Source organism: Desulfurobacterium sp. TC5-1 (assembly GCF_000421485.1).
Classification (GTDB): domain Bacteria; phylum Aquificota; class Aquificia; order Desulfurobacteriales; family Desulfurobacteriaceae; genus Desulfurobacterium_A.
In genome coordinates, this window is the sequence record NZ_ATXC01000001.1 from 1,156,064 (window position 1) to 1,169,805 (window position 13,742).

At 40.4% G+C, this 13,742-nt stretch carries 15 protein-coding genes and 2 tRNA genes; 9 read left to right on the top strand and 8 right to left on the bottom strand.

Features of this window, described 5'->3' with window-relative positions; translation table 11 throughout:
- Positions 1-13: 13 nt before the first annotated feature.
- The 5 genes from H153_RS0105945 (at position 14) to H153_RS0105965 (ending at position 4,316) form a co-directional block, all read left to right on the top strand.
- Positions 14-1,714 (top strand): FAD-binding protein, encoded by a 1,701-nt coding sequence (locus H153_RS0105945; protein ID WP_022847228.1) that lies wholly within the window; start codon positions 14-16, stop codon positions 1,712-1,714.
- Positions 1,714-2,040: a hypothetical protein gene (locus H153_RS0105950; RefSeq protein WP_022847229.1), complete on the top strand. Its 327-nt coding sequence runs from the start codon at positions 1,714-1,716 to the stop codon at positions 2,038-2,040. Before H153_RS0105945 ends, H153_RS0105950 begins: the two co-directional genes overlap by 1 nt.
- Positions 2,037-2,342 carry a hypothetical protein gene (locus H153_RS0105955; protein ID WP_022847230.1) on the top strand — a complete coding sequence of 102 codons (306 nt, stop codon included), beginning with the start codon at positions 2,037-2,039 and terminating at the stop codon, positions 2,340-2,342. Before H153_RS0105950 ends, H153_RS0105955 begins: the two co-directional genes overlap by 4 nt.
- Before the next feature lie 13 nt (positions 2,343-2,355).
- Positions 2,356-3,096: a succinate dehydrogenase iron-sulfur subunit gene (locus H153_RS0105960; RefSeq protein ID WP_022847231.1), complete on the top strand. Its 741-nt coding sequence runs from the start codon at positions 2,356-2,358 to the stop codon at positions 3,094-3,096.
- 65 nt (positions 3,097-3,161) lie between these two features.
- Positions 3,162-4,316: an N-acetylmuramoyl-L-alanine amidase gene (locus H153_RS0105965; protein WP_022847232.1), complete on the top strand. Its 1,155-nt coding sequence runs from the start codon at positions 3,162-3,164 to the stop codon at positions 4,314-4,316.
- Here H153_RS0105965 and H153_RS0105970 read toward each other — a convergent pair whose 3' ends face one another.
- Positions 4,317-5,018, bottom strand: coding sequence for an O-methyltransferase (locus H153_RS0105970; RefSeq protein WP_022847233.1), 702 nt, complete (start codon positions 5,016-5,018; stop codon positions 4,317-4,319). It lies immediately after the preceding gene.
- Here H153_RS0105970 and H153_RS0105975 point away from each other — a divergent pair.
- From H153_RS0105975 to H153_RS0105990, 4 genes are read left to right on the top strand one after another with little or no spacing between them, the layout of a single operon-like run.
- A complete protein-coding gene (locus tag H153_RS0105975; protein WP_022847234.1) occupies positions 4,992-5,555 on the top strand; it encodes a metallophosphoesterase in 564 nt (187 codons plus the stop codon). The two genes, H153_RS0105970 and H153_RS0105975, sit on opposite strands and share 27 nt — an antisense overlap.
- A complete protein-coding gene (locus H153_RS0105980; protein ID WP_022847235.1) occupies positions 5,548-6,492 on the top strand; it encodes an amino acid--tRNA ligase-related protein in 945 nt (314 codons plus the stop codon). The genes H153_RS0105975 and H153_RS0105980 overlap by 8 nt, the downstream gene beginning before the upstream one ends.
- Entirely contained in the window at positions 6,476-7,354 is an 879-nt protein-coding gene (gene argB, locus H153_RS0105985) for an acetylglutamate kinase (protein ID WP_022847236.1), read from the top strand. The genes H153_RS0105980 and argB overlap by 17 nt, the downstream gene beginning before the upstream one ends.
- 9 nt (positions 7,355-7,363) lie before the next feature.
- Entirely contained in the window at positions 7,364-8,290 is a 927-nt protein-coding gene (locus H153_RS0105990) for a 1-phosphofructokinase family hexose kinase (RefSeq protein WP_022847237.1), read from the top strand.
- Here the strand turns inward: H153_RS0105990 and H153_RS0105995 are convergent.
- From H153_RS0105995 to H153_RS0106025, 7 genes are all read right to left on the bottom strand, one after another.
- A tRNA-Arg gene (locus H153_RS0105995) sits at positions 8,291-8,367 on the bottom strand.
- Positions 8,368-8,380: 13 nt separating this feature from the next.
- Positions 8,381-8,458 (bottom strand) — tRNA-Pro (locus tag H153_RS0106000).
- A gap of 113 nt (positions 8,459-8,571) precedes the next feature.
- Positions 8,572-9,834 carry a diaminopimelate decarboxylase gene (gene lysA / locus H153_RS0106005; RefSeq protein ID WP_022847238.1) on the bottom strand — a complete coding sequence of 421 codons (1,263 nt, stop codon included), beginning with the start codon at positions 9,832-9,834 and terminating at the stop codon, positions 8,572-8,574.
- A 25-nt stretch (positions 9,835-9,859) separates the two neighbouring features.
- Positions 9,860-11,269 carry a ComEC/Rec2 family competence protein gene (locus tag H153_RS0106010; RefSeq protein WP_022847239.1) on the bottom strand — a complete coding sequence of 470 codons (1,410 nt, stop codon included), beginning with the start codon at positions 11,267-11,269 and terminating at the stop codon, positions 9,860-9,862.
- The gene (locus H153_RS0106015; RefSeq protein WP_022847240.1) at positions 11,256-12,008 is read right to left on the bottom strand and encodes a tRNA1(Val) (adenine(37)-N6)-methyltransferase; all 753 of its coding nucleotides are present in this window, start codon (positions 12,006-12,008) and stop codon (positions 11,256-11,258) included. The genes H153_RS0106010 and H153_RS0106015 overlap by 14 nt, the downstream gene beginning before the upstream one ends.
- Before the next feature lie 2 nt (positions 12,009-12,010).
- Complete coding sequence (locus H153_RS0106020) at positions 12,011-12,520, bottom strand: PH domain-containing protein (protein ID WP_022847241.1); 510 nt, start codon at positions 12,518-12,520, stop codon at positions 12,011-12,013.
- On the bottom strand, positions 12,520-13,710 hold the full coding sequence (locus H153_RS0106025; protein ID WP_022847242.1) for a pyridoxal phosphate-dependent aminotransferase: 1,191 nt from the start codon (positions 13,708-13,710) through the stop codon (positions 12,520-12,522). Before H153_RS0106025 ends, H153_RS0106020 begins: the two co-directional genes overlap by 1 nt.
- Between the last annotated feature and the right edge of the window lie 32 nt (positions 13,711-13,742).

The following is a 13,742-nucleotide window of genomic DNA, read 5'->3' on the forward strand; positions in this document are numbered from 1 at the left end:
AGAGGCAGTGGATATGGCTGTTTATTATCATGATGTTGTAATTCTCGGGACAGGGCTTGCTGGTTTAAGAGCGGCTCTTGAAATTTTGAGAAAGACAGAAGATGGCGTTTCTGTGGGTCTTGTTTCAAAGGTTCAGTTGATGAGGGCTCACTCTGTATGTGCTGAAGGTGGAACTGCAGCAGTTTTATCATCTGAAGATAGTTTTGAAAAACACGAATACGATACGGTAAAGGGAAGCGACTTTCTCGCTGACCAGGATGCCGTTGAGGTGTTTGTCGAAAACTGTCCAGGGGAGATCTACTTCCTTGATCACCTCGGATGTCCCTGGTCCAGAACGAAAGATGGCAAAATAGCCCAGAGACCTTTCGGCGGTCATTCTTATCCACGGGCGACCTATGCAAGTGATAAGACTGGATTTTTTGAAATGCAAACGCTTTATGATAATCTTTTGAGGTTTTCAAACTACACCCGCTATGACGAGTATTTTATCTATGATATTTTTGAAAATAACGGTGCTTATGTTCTTGCTGCTTATAAATTGAAAACCGGCGAGGTCGATTTTATCGTTGGTAATCAGCTTGTTCTTGCCACCGGTGGTTCCGGATGTATCTATTCGTTTACAACTTACTCTGATAGTTCTACAGGTGACGGGCTTGCTTACGCCTTGAGAATGGGACTTCCGCTTGAGGATATGGAGTTTATCCAGTTCCACCCGACCGGTCTTATTCCTTCAGGAATTCTCATGTCTGAGGCGGCCAGAGGCGAAGGTGGACATCTCCTTAACAAGGATGGTGAAAGGTTTATGAAGTATTACGCACCGACAGCCATGGAACTTGCCCCAAGAGATATCGTTTCCCGTTCAATTTTTGAGGAGATCAAAAAGGGCAGAGCTTTTGAAAAGGATGGTTTAAGTTATGTTCTCCTTGACCTTACACATCTTGGTGAGGAAAAAGTAAAACACAGGCTTCACCTTATCAGAGAAGTCTGTATGAAGTTTTTAGGAATAGATCCTGTAAACGAACCTATTCCCATTAGGCCTGCTGCCCACTATTCTATGGGTGGTATAGCCGCTGATGTTTACGGCGTCACGGAAAAGCCTGGTGTCTATGCAATAGGCGAGAATGCCAATGCTGGAATTCACGGTTCAAACAGGCTTGGAACCAACTCTACGGCAGAATGTCTTGTATGTGGTAGACTCTGTGGTGAAAAAGTCGTTGAAAATCTCAAAGAGTTTTCAGGTAAAAAGGAGCTGAGTGAATCTCTCCTTAAGGAAAAGGAAAAGATGTTCTTTTCTCATATAGGCTCTGGTTCTAACGTTTCCGTTTATGCCTTGAGAAAGAGATTAAAAGAAACGATGGATAGGTTTGTAGGTATTGAAAGAAATCAGGAAGAGCTTGAAAAGGCACTTGAAGAGATAAGAAAGATAAAAGAAGAGGCGAAAAGTGCTAAGGTTTTAAATACATCAAAGGTTTACAATCTTGAGCTTGTAAACTATCAGGAACTTCTAAACATGGTAGATGTTGCTGAGGTTATTACCCTTTCAGCCCTTAACAGGAAAGAGTCAAGAGGGGCTCACTTTAGAACAGATTATCCTTCAAGGGACGATGAGAATTACTTAAAGCATACGCTTGTCAGGAAAGAAGGTGAAGAGCTTAAAATCTCTTACAGAAATGTAAGGGTTACAAAATACAAACCAGTGGAAAGGAAGTACTGATGATGGTGATGGAAGAGAAGTTATCAAAAGCGCACAGGATTACAGGTATTTATCTATTTATCTACATGATTGTCCATGTGCTTTCAAAAGGACCTGTCTGTTTCTTTGCTGACTGGACGGCCGTTTTCGCCTTTGCATTCCATGCCTTTAACGGTATGAGGTTGATAATACTCGAACTTGGATTTTTAATTGGAAAGCCCGCCTTTATAGAGTATCCTTACTCTCCCGTTTCTATTAAGTATTCAAGGTTACTCTTTTACATCTTTATGGCGCTTGCCGTTTTATTCCTTACCGTTGTTATCATTGGAAAGGGGATGACATCATGAGAAGTGAAAGACTCTTTTACGCACTCTACCTTGGTGCTGCAGTTTTTGTATTTTTCTTCTTTATAGTACACAACCTTATGATGCATATTAAACCTCTTAAAGAGGCACTTCATCCGCATACACCTTACTTTATATACGTTCTTGATTTTTCCATTCTTGTTATGCTCTATCACGGTCTTTACGGTCTAAGATCAATTGTTGTTGAGAAAAAGGGATACAGCAAAGGTGTTGACCTATTTTTTGCCGTTGTTGGTGTCGTTCTTGCAGTCATCCTCATAGCGGCAAAGCACAAGGTTATTTGAGAGGGAGTTCGAAATGGCAGAGTACACGTTTACTATTAGAAGGTTTAATCCGGCAGAAGATAAAGAACCTTACGAAAAGGTCTATAAAGTTCCGAAGCTTGCAAGTATTGTGACGATACTGGACGCTCTTAACTATATAAAGGAAAACGTTGACTCTTCTCTTTCATACCGCCATTCTTGTAGAATGGCTATTTGTGGTTCATGTGCTGTAAGGGTAAATGGTAAGCCTGCTCTTGCGTGTATTACGAAGATCGTTCATCTTGGTACGGATTCTATAAAACTTGAACCACTTGCCAAATATCCTGTGATAAAAGATCTTGTTGTTGATCTTGAGCCATTTTTTGAGAAGCATAAAGCTGTTAAACCATTTTTGATAAACAAAAAAGAAAATATTTCAACTATTGAACCGGATTCTGAATTAAAGCAGACACCGGAAGAGCTGGAACTTTACCTTCAGTTTGCTTACTGTATCAAATGCGGAAGTTGTTACAGTGTTTGTATGGGAACGCCCGACCTTTCAGAAGGCTTTAAGGAAGGGTTCCTTGGTCCTCAGGCACTTGCGCAGGCTTACAGGTACTCTTTTGATTCAAGAGATGACGGATTTGAAGAGAGGCTTGATGTGGTAGCTTCGCCGGAAGGTGTTTTCAGGTGCCATTTTGCGGCAAGCTGTTCTGCCGTATGTGGAAAAGGTTGCGATCCGGCTCTGGCACTGCAGCTTTTAAGGAGAGCTGTTCTTTTTGGCAAGAAGCATTAATTCTTATTATATTTAATAATATGTTACAATGAAATTTTGCAGGTGCCAGTTTTAAAAGGAATTGAATGATGAAAAGGCGCGATTTTCTAAAAGTTATAACGTTAGGGGGTCTGTTTTCCATTCCATCCTTTGATATTGCAGAGGCGAGGAGGTACATTCCTTATGTTAAACGCCTGAGGCACTCTTCCTCGTCGAAACGGGTTAGAATCGTTTTAGATTTAAGTGGCAAAGTTGATAAAAAGCGCATTTCAGATTACATAAAACATAACTATCTGGTTTTTATTGTTAAAGGTTTGAGAACAAACAGGAAGAAATACAGGATACATAGTGAATTTGCCAAGTACGTCGAGCTCATTCCCCTTACAAGAAGCAAGACGAAAGTAAGAATAAAGCTTGATGCGCCTCACAGGTATAAAATATTCGCTTTAAAAGCAAGGCATCATAAGCCTTTTCGTCTTGTTATTGATATTTTTCCCGATTTTGTCTCTTCTAATTGTAAACCGAGGTTTGGTAAGAGAATAGTTGTTATTGATCCCGGGCACGGTGGAAAGGATCCTGGAGCTGTGTGGCCTATTCACTGGAGGCATCCAAAGTATAAAGAGAAGTACATTACACTTGCCATTGCAAGGAAAGTTAAACGCATTCTTGAGACAGACCCGAGCATTACAGTAATAATGACGCGTAACAGGGATGTTTTTGTTCCGCTTTTAAAGAGGGCTGAGATAGCGGCGAAAGCATGTGCAGACGCATTTGTAAGCATTCATGCTGACTCTATGCCAAGCCATCCAAACTGTAGCGGAGTTACCGTTTTCAAGGCATCGCCCACGCTCTTTGCAAAGGCTCAGGACACAGCTGAGGAAATTGCTAAGAACGTTAAATTGTGTTCCGATACGATGTGCTGGAGCATCACACCGGTTATTGTTTCTCTATCAAGTACTGTTACTTTTGTGGAGAGCAGGCGTCTGGCAGAATCTATTGTGAAGAGGCTTAAGGCTAACACAAATGAGAATATCGTTAAAGGTATTAAAGATATGAAACGTAATATTCTTGTTCTTAAAACACCGGGGCGTCCTGCTGTGTTGATAGAGACAGGTTTCATGACAAACAGGAAAGATAGGCACAGACTCGTTCAGAGTAAGTACCAGTGGGAGATAGCCCGTGGAATAGCCGAGGGTATAAAAGATTATCTCCATTCCCTTGATAAGGTTGCTATGTACTGATTATCCTTTCCTTTCAAGTATCAATAGTCCGTCACCTACTGGAATTATTGATGCTGTAAACCCCGGATATTCTTTCACGTGTTTTAAAAATGTTTTCAGCAGTTTTACGCTTCTTCTGTATTTTTCAGGGTATCTGCCGCATACGTAACCTCTAAAAAGAACGTTATCAAAAACAGCAATGCCGTTGTTTTTCAAGAGAGTCTGAATTTTAAAATTCATAAATATGTATTCTGACTTCATTGAGTCAACGAAGATAAAATCAAACTGCTTTCCTTCGGCAATGAAATTACTTATCACGTTGAAAGCATCATCACAGATTAAGTTTACAAAGAATCCCGATTTCTGTATGAACTCTTTTGCAATTTGCACTCTTTCACCGTTAAAGTCAACTGAAGTAATTCTGGATCTTCCGTTCAGGGCAAACAGCATTGAGAGGGTACTGTATCCAATTCCTGTTCCTATCTCTAAAATCTCTTCAGGTTGTTTTGTTCTACATATGATCTGGAGAAACCGTGCTGCTGAGGGGAGGAGTATGGGAACTTTATTTTCAGAAGCAAAGGTTTCTATCTCTTTAAGGAGAAACTCCCTTTCGTTAAATTGGCTGGTAAAATCTTCTATGTCAGGCGGAACTATTTCGCTACGATTTTGCCACCTCTCTTTAAGGTAGGAGGTTTCGTGATTTTTTTTATTTCCGATACCCATTTTTACCACCGAAACATCGTGAATTTAAGTGCTTTCCGTTTTGAGGGTTTTGAAAACAGGATCCTTGAAAACCTTGAGAAAATTTTAACAGAAAGGGACATTCTTTACCACTTGGGCGATTTTACCTGGCACGGAAAAGATAAAAAAGGTTTTCTAAAAAGGTGGCAGGCGCTTCCGTGCAGAAAAGTACTTGTAAAGGGAAATCACGATGAGGTCACATCTTCCGTTCTGCCCATTTACTTTGACGAGATTATTCCGTTTTTTAAGATACTTGACATCAGAGGGAAAAGGCTTTTACTTAGTCACTATCCTGCCCTTGATTTGAGAAAAAAGAGGCGGTACATAGATAGAATTTGCAGGGTAAGGTGGCTTTTTAATTTTTACAGGTGTGACCACCTTGTTCACGGACATGTTCACAGGAATTTGGCGAGAATACACTGCGGCTGCTTTCTTTACGGAATAAAATGTTTTAACGTTAATCTGGAATTTACGGGTTATTGCCCCGTTTCGGTAGAGGAGGTGATAAAGCTTGCTTGACTTGGGTATTTTAAAGTTAAGGGATTCTCTGCTTGACGTCATCCGATTGTTCTTCCGGGAGAGAAAGTTTATAGAGGTAGATACACCCGTACTTGTCCCCTATGAAAACCCCGATGATAACGTAGATAATGTAAGGGCTGTTTTTAAAGATTTTTCAGGGAAAAGGCACCGGTTTTTTCTCCATACATCTCCAGAATTTTTTATGAAAAGGCTCGTATGGCATGGATGTGAGAGAATTTTTCAAATCTGTAAAGTTTTCAGAGACGGTGAAACAGGTGATTTGCACAATGTAGAGTTTACGATGGTTGAGTGGTATAGAGCAGGCGGCAATTACAGTGACGGTATGGAAGAGACTGAAAGTATAGTAAAAGCGGTATTTGAAAAGGGAAAGGAGCTTGGCTTTAATCCCGATTTCTCCCTTGATTTTGAGAAAATGACCGTTGAAGAGGCATTTAGAGAATTTGCAGGTGTTGATGTTTTTGACGAAGATGCAGTTAAAAGAAAAGCCAATTTAGACAGTTACGAAGATGCCTTTTTCTTTCTCCTTGTTGATAAGGTTGAGAAGGGACTTTCCCGTATAAACAGTCCCGTTTTTCTCCACGATTACCCTGAAAGGTTTTCTGCCATGGCAAAGGTTAAAAACGGCAAAGCTGAAAGATTTGAGCTTTACATAAAGGGTGTTGAAATTGCCAATGGATACTCTGAACTTACCGACTACAATTCTTATCTCGGGAAGTTTTTAAAAAAAGGAGTTAAGGCGGTGGATAAAGGTTTTCTCCGTCTCTTAAAAGACAGACCTCTGCCTGAATCTGAAGGTGTTGCACTTGGATTTGATAGACTTTTAATGAAGGTTGCAGGAAAGGAAAGCATAAAAGAGGTTATTCCATTTACAGCAGCTGAACTTATCGGGGAGGTGTCTTTTGGAAAAGCTGATTGAAAAGGCTTCTGTTTTATTGGAGGCTCTTCCTTACATAAAACGTTTTTACGGTAAGACAGTGGTCATAAAGTACGGTGGTAACGCAATGGTGAAGGAGGAGCTAAAGAGGAGTTTTGCCAAAGATATTGTTCTATTGAAGTACATTGGGATAAATCCTGTTATCGTTCATGGTGGTGGCCCTCAGATAGGAGAGTTTCTTAAAAGGTTAAACATAGAAACAAGGTTCGTCGGTGGAATGAGGGTTACAGACAGAGAGACTATGAACATTGTTGAGATGGTTCTTGTAGGGAAGGTTAACAAGGAAATAGTGAAGCTTATAAATTCCCACGGTGGCAATGCAGTAGGACTTTCTGGAAAGGATGGAAACTTTATTGTTGCAAGAAAGATGGATTCAAAAAAGTACCTTTCAGAGATTAAGTCCTCTGAAGTTGCAGACCTTGGGTTTGTTGGAGAGGTCGAAAAGGTCAATCCGGAAATTGTACTTAAGCTTCTCGAGTCAAAGTTCATCCCGGTAATAGCGCCTGTAGGTGCTGGTAAGGATTTTGAGGCTTATAACATAAATGCAGATATAGTGGCAGGAGAAGTTGCGGCAGCACTTCAGGCGGAAAAATTGATAATGCTTACCGATATAGAGGGAATAAAGGATAAAAATGGAAATCTGATTTCAACGCTTTCAAAGGATGACATACCACCACTCATAGAGGACGGTACTATCTCGGGCGGTATGATTCCTAAAGTTAGAGCATGTCAGATTGCACTTGCGGCAGGTGTTAAAAAGGCTCATATAATAGATGGAAGGATTATTCATGCCGTTTTGCTTGAAATATTTACAAGGGAAGGTATAGGAACGGAGATTTCCTGAGGGGGGCTTATGATTGCTTCTGTATGTCCAAATCCCTGTCTTGATGTTTATTACTATACAACGGTTTTGATAGAAGATGACACAAACAGGGTAGAAAATCCCTATTTAAGCCCCGGTGGAAAAGGACTTAATGCAGCAAGGGTTATAAGCAGACTTGGTACATCACCCCATCTGATTACGACGATAGGTGGTTGTGTTGGTGAGTGCATAATGAGAGGACTTGAGGAGGAATCTGTCCCGTTTGAGTATGTAAAGATAGAGGGTGAAAGTAGGGTAAATACAATTCTTGAACAGAGAGGGAAAAAGAGTCATGTTCTCATAGCCTGTCGAGGACCTGTTCTCAATGAGAAGGAGATAAAAGAGCTTGAAGATAGAATATGCAGTCATTCGCCGGATTTCCTGATTTTAGGCGGAAGTGTCCCACCCGGGCTTCCTGATGACTTCTATGCAAAGGTTATAAAGCACTTTAAAAAGAAAGGGTGTAACGTTCTTGTTGATGCGGATGGTGAGCTTTTAAGGAAGGCGATAATGGCACTGCCTTTTGCTATCAAACCTAATAGGCACGAGCTTGAGAGACTTGTCGGCAGACCTTTATTTGATTTTAACGACATTGTTAAAGCGTCTAAAGAAATTGTAACTCAGGGTGTTGAGGTGGTTATAACTTCTCTTGGCAGGTATGGTGCCGTTGCTGTTACGGAAGAAAAAGTCATAAGGGTTGTTCCACCTGAAGTTAAGGTTGTCAATACAGTTGGTGCTGGCGATTCTGTTGTCGGTGGTTTTATCTATGCACTTGATAAAGGTGAAAATCTTGCAGAAGCAGTAGCTTTTGCAGTTTCGTGTGGAACTGCAACGGTTATGAGAGAAGGGCCAAAACTTTGCAAACCGGACGATGTTTACGATATCTATGAAAGGGTAGTTATTTCGTATCTTGATTAGTGGCGGGCCCGGGAGGATTCGAACCTCCGACCTACGGATTAGAAGTCCGTTGCTCTATCCAGCTGAGCTACGGGCCCCGGTGGAAGAAAATGGTCGGGGCAGCCCGATTTGAACGGGCGGCCTCGTGCTCCCAAGGCACGCGCTCTAACCAAGCTGAGCTATGCCCCGAATTGACAGAGGTAAATATAGGAAATGTTCCTCCCTTTGGCAAGTCCATGTACGGGTTCAATACATGGTGATACTTTCCTTTTTGTAATGTTAAAACGTTATTTTTCTAAAGTTCAAAGCCACAGAATTTTTTCACCTTCTATCAGGCTACCAAACGTTTCTCTTTCCCTTATAACCTTAAAATCTCTGTTAGAGACAAGAACTTCAGGCGGTCTAACTCTGGAATTGTAGTTTGAAGCCATTGAAAACCCATACGCTCCAGCACTTAAAATCGCAAGGATATCCCCCTGCTCACACCTTCCCACTCTCCTGTCCTTTGCAAAAATATCACCGGTTTCACAGACAGGACCCACAACATCCACAATTTCCACAGTTTCCTTCTTCTCTACAGGAACAATGTGGTGATAGGCATCGTAAAGAGAAGGTCTCATACAGTCGTTCATTGCAGCATCAACGATGTAAAATGTTTTTCCTTCTTTCCTCTTAACGTACAGAATCTCTGTAAGAAGAAGACCTGAATTACCGGAAATCCTCCTTCCCGGTTCTAAAATCAACTTACAATCAAGCTCTTTTACAAAAGGAACAATCATCTCGGCAAGAGAGGAAGCAGCAGGCGGTTTTTCTTCCGGATGATAGTTTATCCCAAGACCTCCACCTGCATCAAAATATTCAATATCAAGACCTTTATCCCTTAAAGCCTTAACTAAATCTGCCACCTTTGACGAAGCTTCTTTAAATGGAGAAACATCAAGTATCTGAGAACCTATGTGGAAGTGAATGCCAACAGGCTCTATCCATCTCATCTCTTTAGCTTTCATGTAAACATCAAAAGCTTCATCGTAGTCAATACCAAACTTACTTGTTCTCAATCCGGTTGAGATATAAGGATGAGTCTTCGGGTCAACATCAGGATTCACCCTAACAGCTATCTTTGCCTTCTTTCCAATTTTTTCTGCCACCCTATTAAGTGTTTCTAATTCCTGACGAGATTCAACGTTAAACATAAGTATTCCGCAAGAGAGAGCGTATTCCATTTCATCTCTTCTCTTCCCAACACCTGCGAAAACAATTTTTTCCGATGGTATTCCAGCATTAACAGCACGGAATATCTCACCAGCTGAAACGGTATCAGCACCTGCTCCCATCTCTGCAAGAAGTTTAAGAATAGCAATGTTTGAACAAGACTTAACGGCAAAAGCAGTAAGATGTCCAACATCACCAAATGCAGAATCAAACTCATTAAACCAATAGGAAAAAGCAGCTTTACTGTAAACATAAGCAGGTGTCCCTATCTTTTTAGCTACCGCCTGAACATCAACATCCTCAACAAAAAGTCTTCTGCCTCTATATCCTATAAACGGGAAAATCTCTTCCATGATAACCTCCAGAATTTTGTAAAGGCTATTTTACACTTTGTTTAAAAGTTACCCCATTTAAGCCAAGAATAGTTTCTGTATATGGAAAAATGTAATCTGCTACAAGTGTTGAATTCCTGAACTTCTGTCCCTCTCCAGATAGAAAGTAAGAACTGTTTAAGTCTTTTCCAGAAATCTTTTCAGTAACACCGTAAAGGTAAAATTGATTAAACAGGAGAAAAACAAGAAAAGCTGAGAAAACAAAGAAAACATACTTTACATCAAGTTCGAAAATCAAAATCACAAACACGATAAAAGAAACAATAAATATGATTGTAAAGGGTACAGAAACATGAATAACGCCGGGATGTAAAACTTTAAAAAGCCATTTCACAAAGACTATCAAAATCTCTCCAGCCTTTTCCGTCAAAGCGGTTAAAAACTTAATCTTAAATAGCGTAACTTCCGAAAGAAAACAAAGCAGAAGAAAAAGCGTGAAAAGAGGTGTTATAACAAACATAGAAATTGGCGAAAGAAGATTTACCGTTTTAAATCTAAAAACAACATAAGGAAGTGTAAATAAAAAAGGAAAGAGCACCAGAAAAATCTTCTTCTTAAAACCATCTGACTGCATGGCGGCAAAAATTCCCAAAGCACCAAGGAAAGAAAGTATAAAACCTGCAGAAATGGAAAAAAAGAGAGTCATCAAAAAGGCAGTCAAGACAGTTATATAGACGTAGTCAACCCTCCTGCCGTGGATTTTCAGAAAAACGGCAAAAAGGATAAAAAGGTAAGCCCTAACAGCAGAAACGGGAAATCCTGTAAAAGGCATTAAAAGAGTAAGAATAAAAATCGCTCTTTTAAGAGAAAACATCCTGAAGAGCTTTAGCCAGACCGCTATGAATCCAAAAACGACAGCAACATGAAGACCGGATATGGCAAGCAGCGGATAAATTCCCGTCAGTGCCATGTAAGCTTTAATGCTCTCAGGAAGGTTGTATCTAACGCCAAGAGTAACTGCCTCCACAAGGGAAGAGACGGGATAATCCAAGGAAGTTTCAGCACGCTGAGACAGGGCAAATCGAGCCCTCTCAAAGAAAGAAGAAAGCCCTCCTTTTTCAACAACACTTCCGTCCTTTTCAGAAACTACATCACCGACAGAAACAGAATCAAAAACAGGTAAATACCTGCCATCCGTTAAAAGTGCAACTTTTCCTTCTCCGCTTTCAAAAATCCACTTAACTTTCGGAACGAAAGGGAATGAGAAGAGCGAGAGAAAATAAACAAACAGTGAAACGAAAACGGCTGTAATCAGGATCTCTTTAATACCGTACTTTGAAGTGTAAACAATAAAAACAACACCCATGAAAGGAACTAAAAACAACGCTTTCAATTTTATAGCTACTGACAGAAGAAAAAGGAAAAGAACGAAAAGCGTATGCCTACTTACTTTCAAAGAACGCCTCGTATTTCTTTTTCATTTCAGGCGTATAGACTCTATTTCTCTTATCCTCATATATGACAAGGGGTGGGAGAACTTCCATGCCCTTTCCACCACCCTTTCTTGCCTCCAAAAGAAACAGATTGGCCTTTTCTTCCCGTGAAGGTTGTATAAATCTTATTCTCTTAGGCTCAAGATTTTTACTGCGGCAGAAAAAGATTGTATCCACAAATCTTTCAACAGGACAGACCAGATAAAATCGCCCCTTCCACTTTAAAAGGTAAGCCGCTGCCTCTATAAAGTCTTTTAACGTACCTTCAATCTCATGTCTTGCTATTGCTTTATAGTTATCCGGATTTATCAATCCCCTCTTCACTTCTTTAAAAGGAGGATTTGTAACAACAACATCAAACCTTTCCGCGGGGAAACAGCTCCTAACATCCTTTACATTAAGACAGAAGACATCAAGTCTATCTGTAAAACCATTAACTTCTGCGTTCAGTTTTGTAAGTTCCACGCACTCTTTAACAACGTCAACTGCTGCACCTGTAATATCTTCGTACTTTTCAAGCAAAAGCAGAGGAATAACGCCGCTGCCGGTTCCAAGGTCTATAAAACGTTCACCGGGCTGACAACGGACAAAATCGGCAAGCAAAAAGGTGTCCGTCCCAAAACGAAACCCTCTCCTCTTCTGATATATAACAAGCGATTCTTTTAAAAAAGTTGTCCTGTCTAACCCGGAAATGTCAATCACAACTAACCCGAAAGAGATTTAAGAACAACATAACCTATAACAAGAATGGCAAGGGTAACAAGAACTATGCCGCCGTAAGATGGCTTATAACTGCTAACGATATCTTCCCAGTTTTCAGGAAGTTTACCTTTATCAACACGCTTCCCTACCTCTTCAAGAAGATTTTTAAAGTTTTCTACAGAATCATCAATCAAATAACCATCCTTATTTCCGGTAACAATAAACAGGAATGTCCGACGGCGGGAAGAGAACCCAACGGATTCAATGTCGCTCCACTTAACGAAACCGCTCTTAAAAAGATCCCTTATCTCTATCCCTTCCTCAGAAATAACAACTTCGCGCTTCAAAAGTGCCACCAACCTTAAAAGAACGGGAACAACCAGAACCGCAAGAACGAAAAAGTTGATGTTCACACCATATTTCACAGCAACAGATACGAGGAAAACCACATATAATAATGTCAAAACAGCATAAGCAGCAATATAGAGGGGTAAACTCCTAAACCTTCTCATTACTTCTCCATTATAGCCTTAACGGTAACTTCGAATCTCTCAAGGCCTTTCTTAATGTTCTCCATCGATGTTGCGTAAGAAAACCTCATATACCCGGGATAACCAAATGCTGAACCCGGAACCGCTGCAATTTTTGCATTTTCAAGAAGGAAATCTGCAAATTCAAAATCATCCTTGAAGCCACCTTTTTCAATTACCTCCTTAACATTTGGAAAGGCATAAAAAGCCCCTTTTGGCATTGTGCACCTAACACCGGGAACTGAATTTAACCTTTCAACCATGTAACGTCTTCTTTCATCAAAAGCTTTAAGCCAATCGTTTAGGAAATCCTGAGGCCCCTTAAGAGCGGCAACTCCAGCTTTCTGCGCTATTGCGTTAACATTTGAAATAGACTGAGAATTTATCTTTATCATAGAAGAAATTATTTCCTCAGGACCGGCAGCGTAACCTACTCTCCAGCCTGTCATTGAATAGGCCTTTGAAAGGGCGTTTATCGTAACAGTAACGTTTTTAATTTCAGGTGAAAGAGAAGCAATGCTTACGTGCTTTTCTCCATCGTAGAGAAGTTTCTCATAACACTCGTCAGAAGCGATTAGTATTCCCCTTTCGGCACAAAATTTTCCTATTTTCTCTAACTCTTCAACAGGAATAACAGCACCTGTAGGATTACTTGGAGAACAGAGAATTAAAAGCTTCGTTCTATCTGTAACAGCTTTTTCCAAAAGCTCAACTGTAAAGACAAAACCGTTCTTTTCAGATGTTTCAACGAAAACGGGTTTTCCGCCAGCAAACTTAACCTGTTCGGGATAGGTTACCCAGTAAGGTGCAGGAATAATAACTTCGTCTCCCTCCTCTATAACAGAAAGCATAAGTGAAAAAAGGGCAAACTTTGCACCGTCGGTTATAACAACTTGTGAAGGGGAATAATCTATACCGTTATCCAATTTCAATTTTTCAGCAACGGCCTCCCTCAACTCAGGAATACCAGCAGCAGGCGTATATCTTGTAAAACCTTCATTCATGGCTTTTATTGCTGCCTCTTTTATATGTGACGGCGTTTCAAAATCCGGTTCTCCTGCACCAAAACCAATAACATCAATACCTTTTCTTCTCATCTCCTTTGCCTTGGCAGTAATTGCCATTGTAGGTGAAGGACTCATATTAACAACACGTCGTGAAAGTTTTACCATTCTTATCCTCCAGATAATTAAATTGGAACATT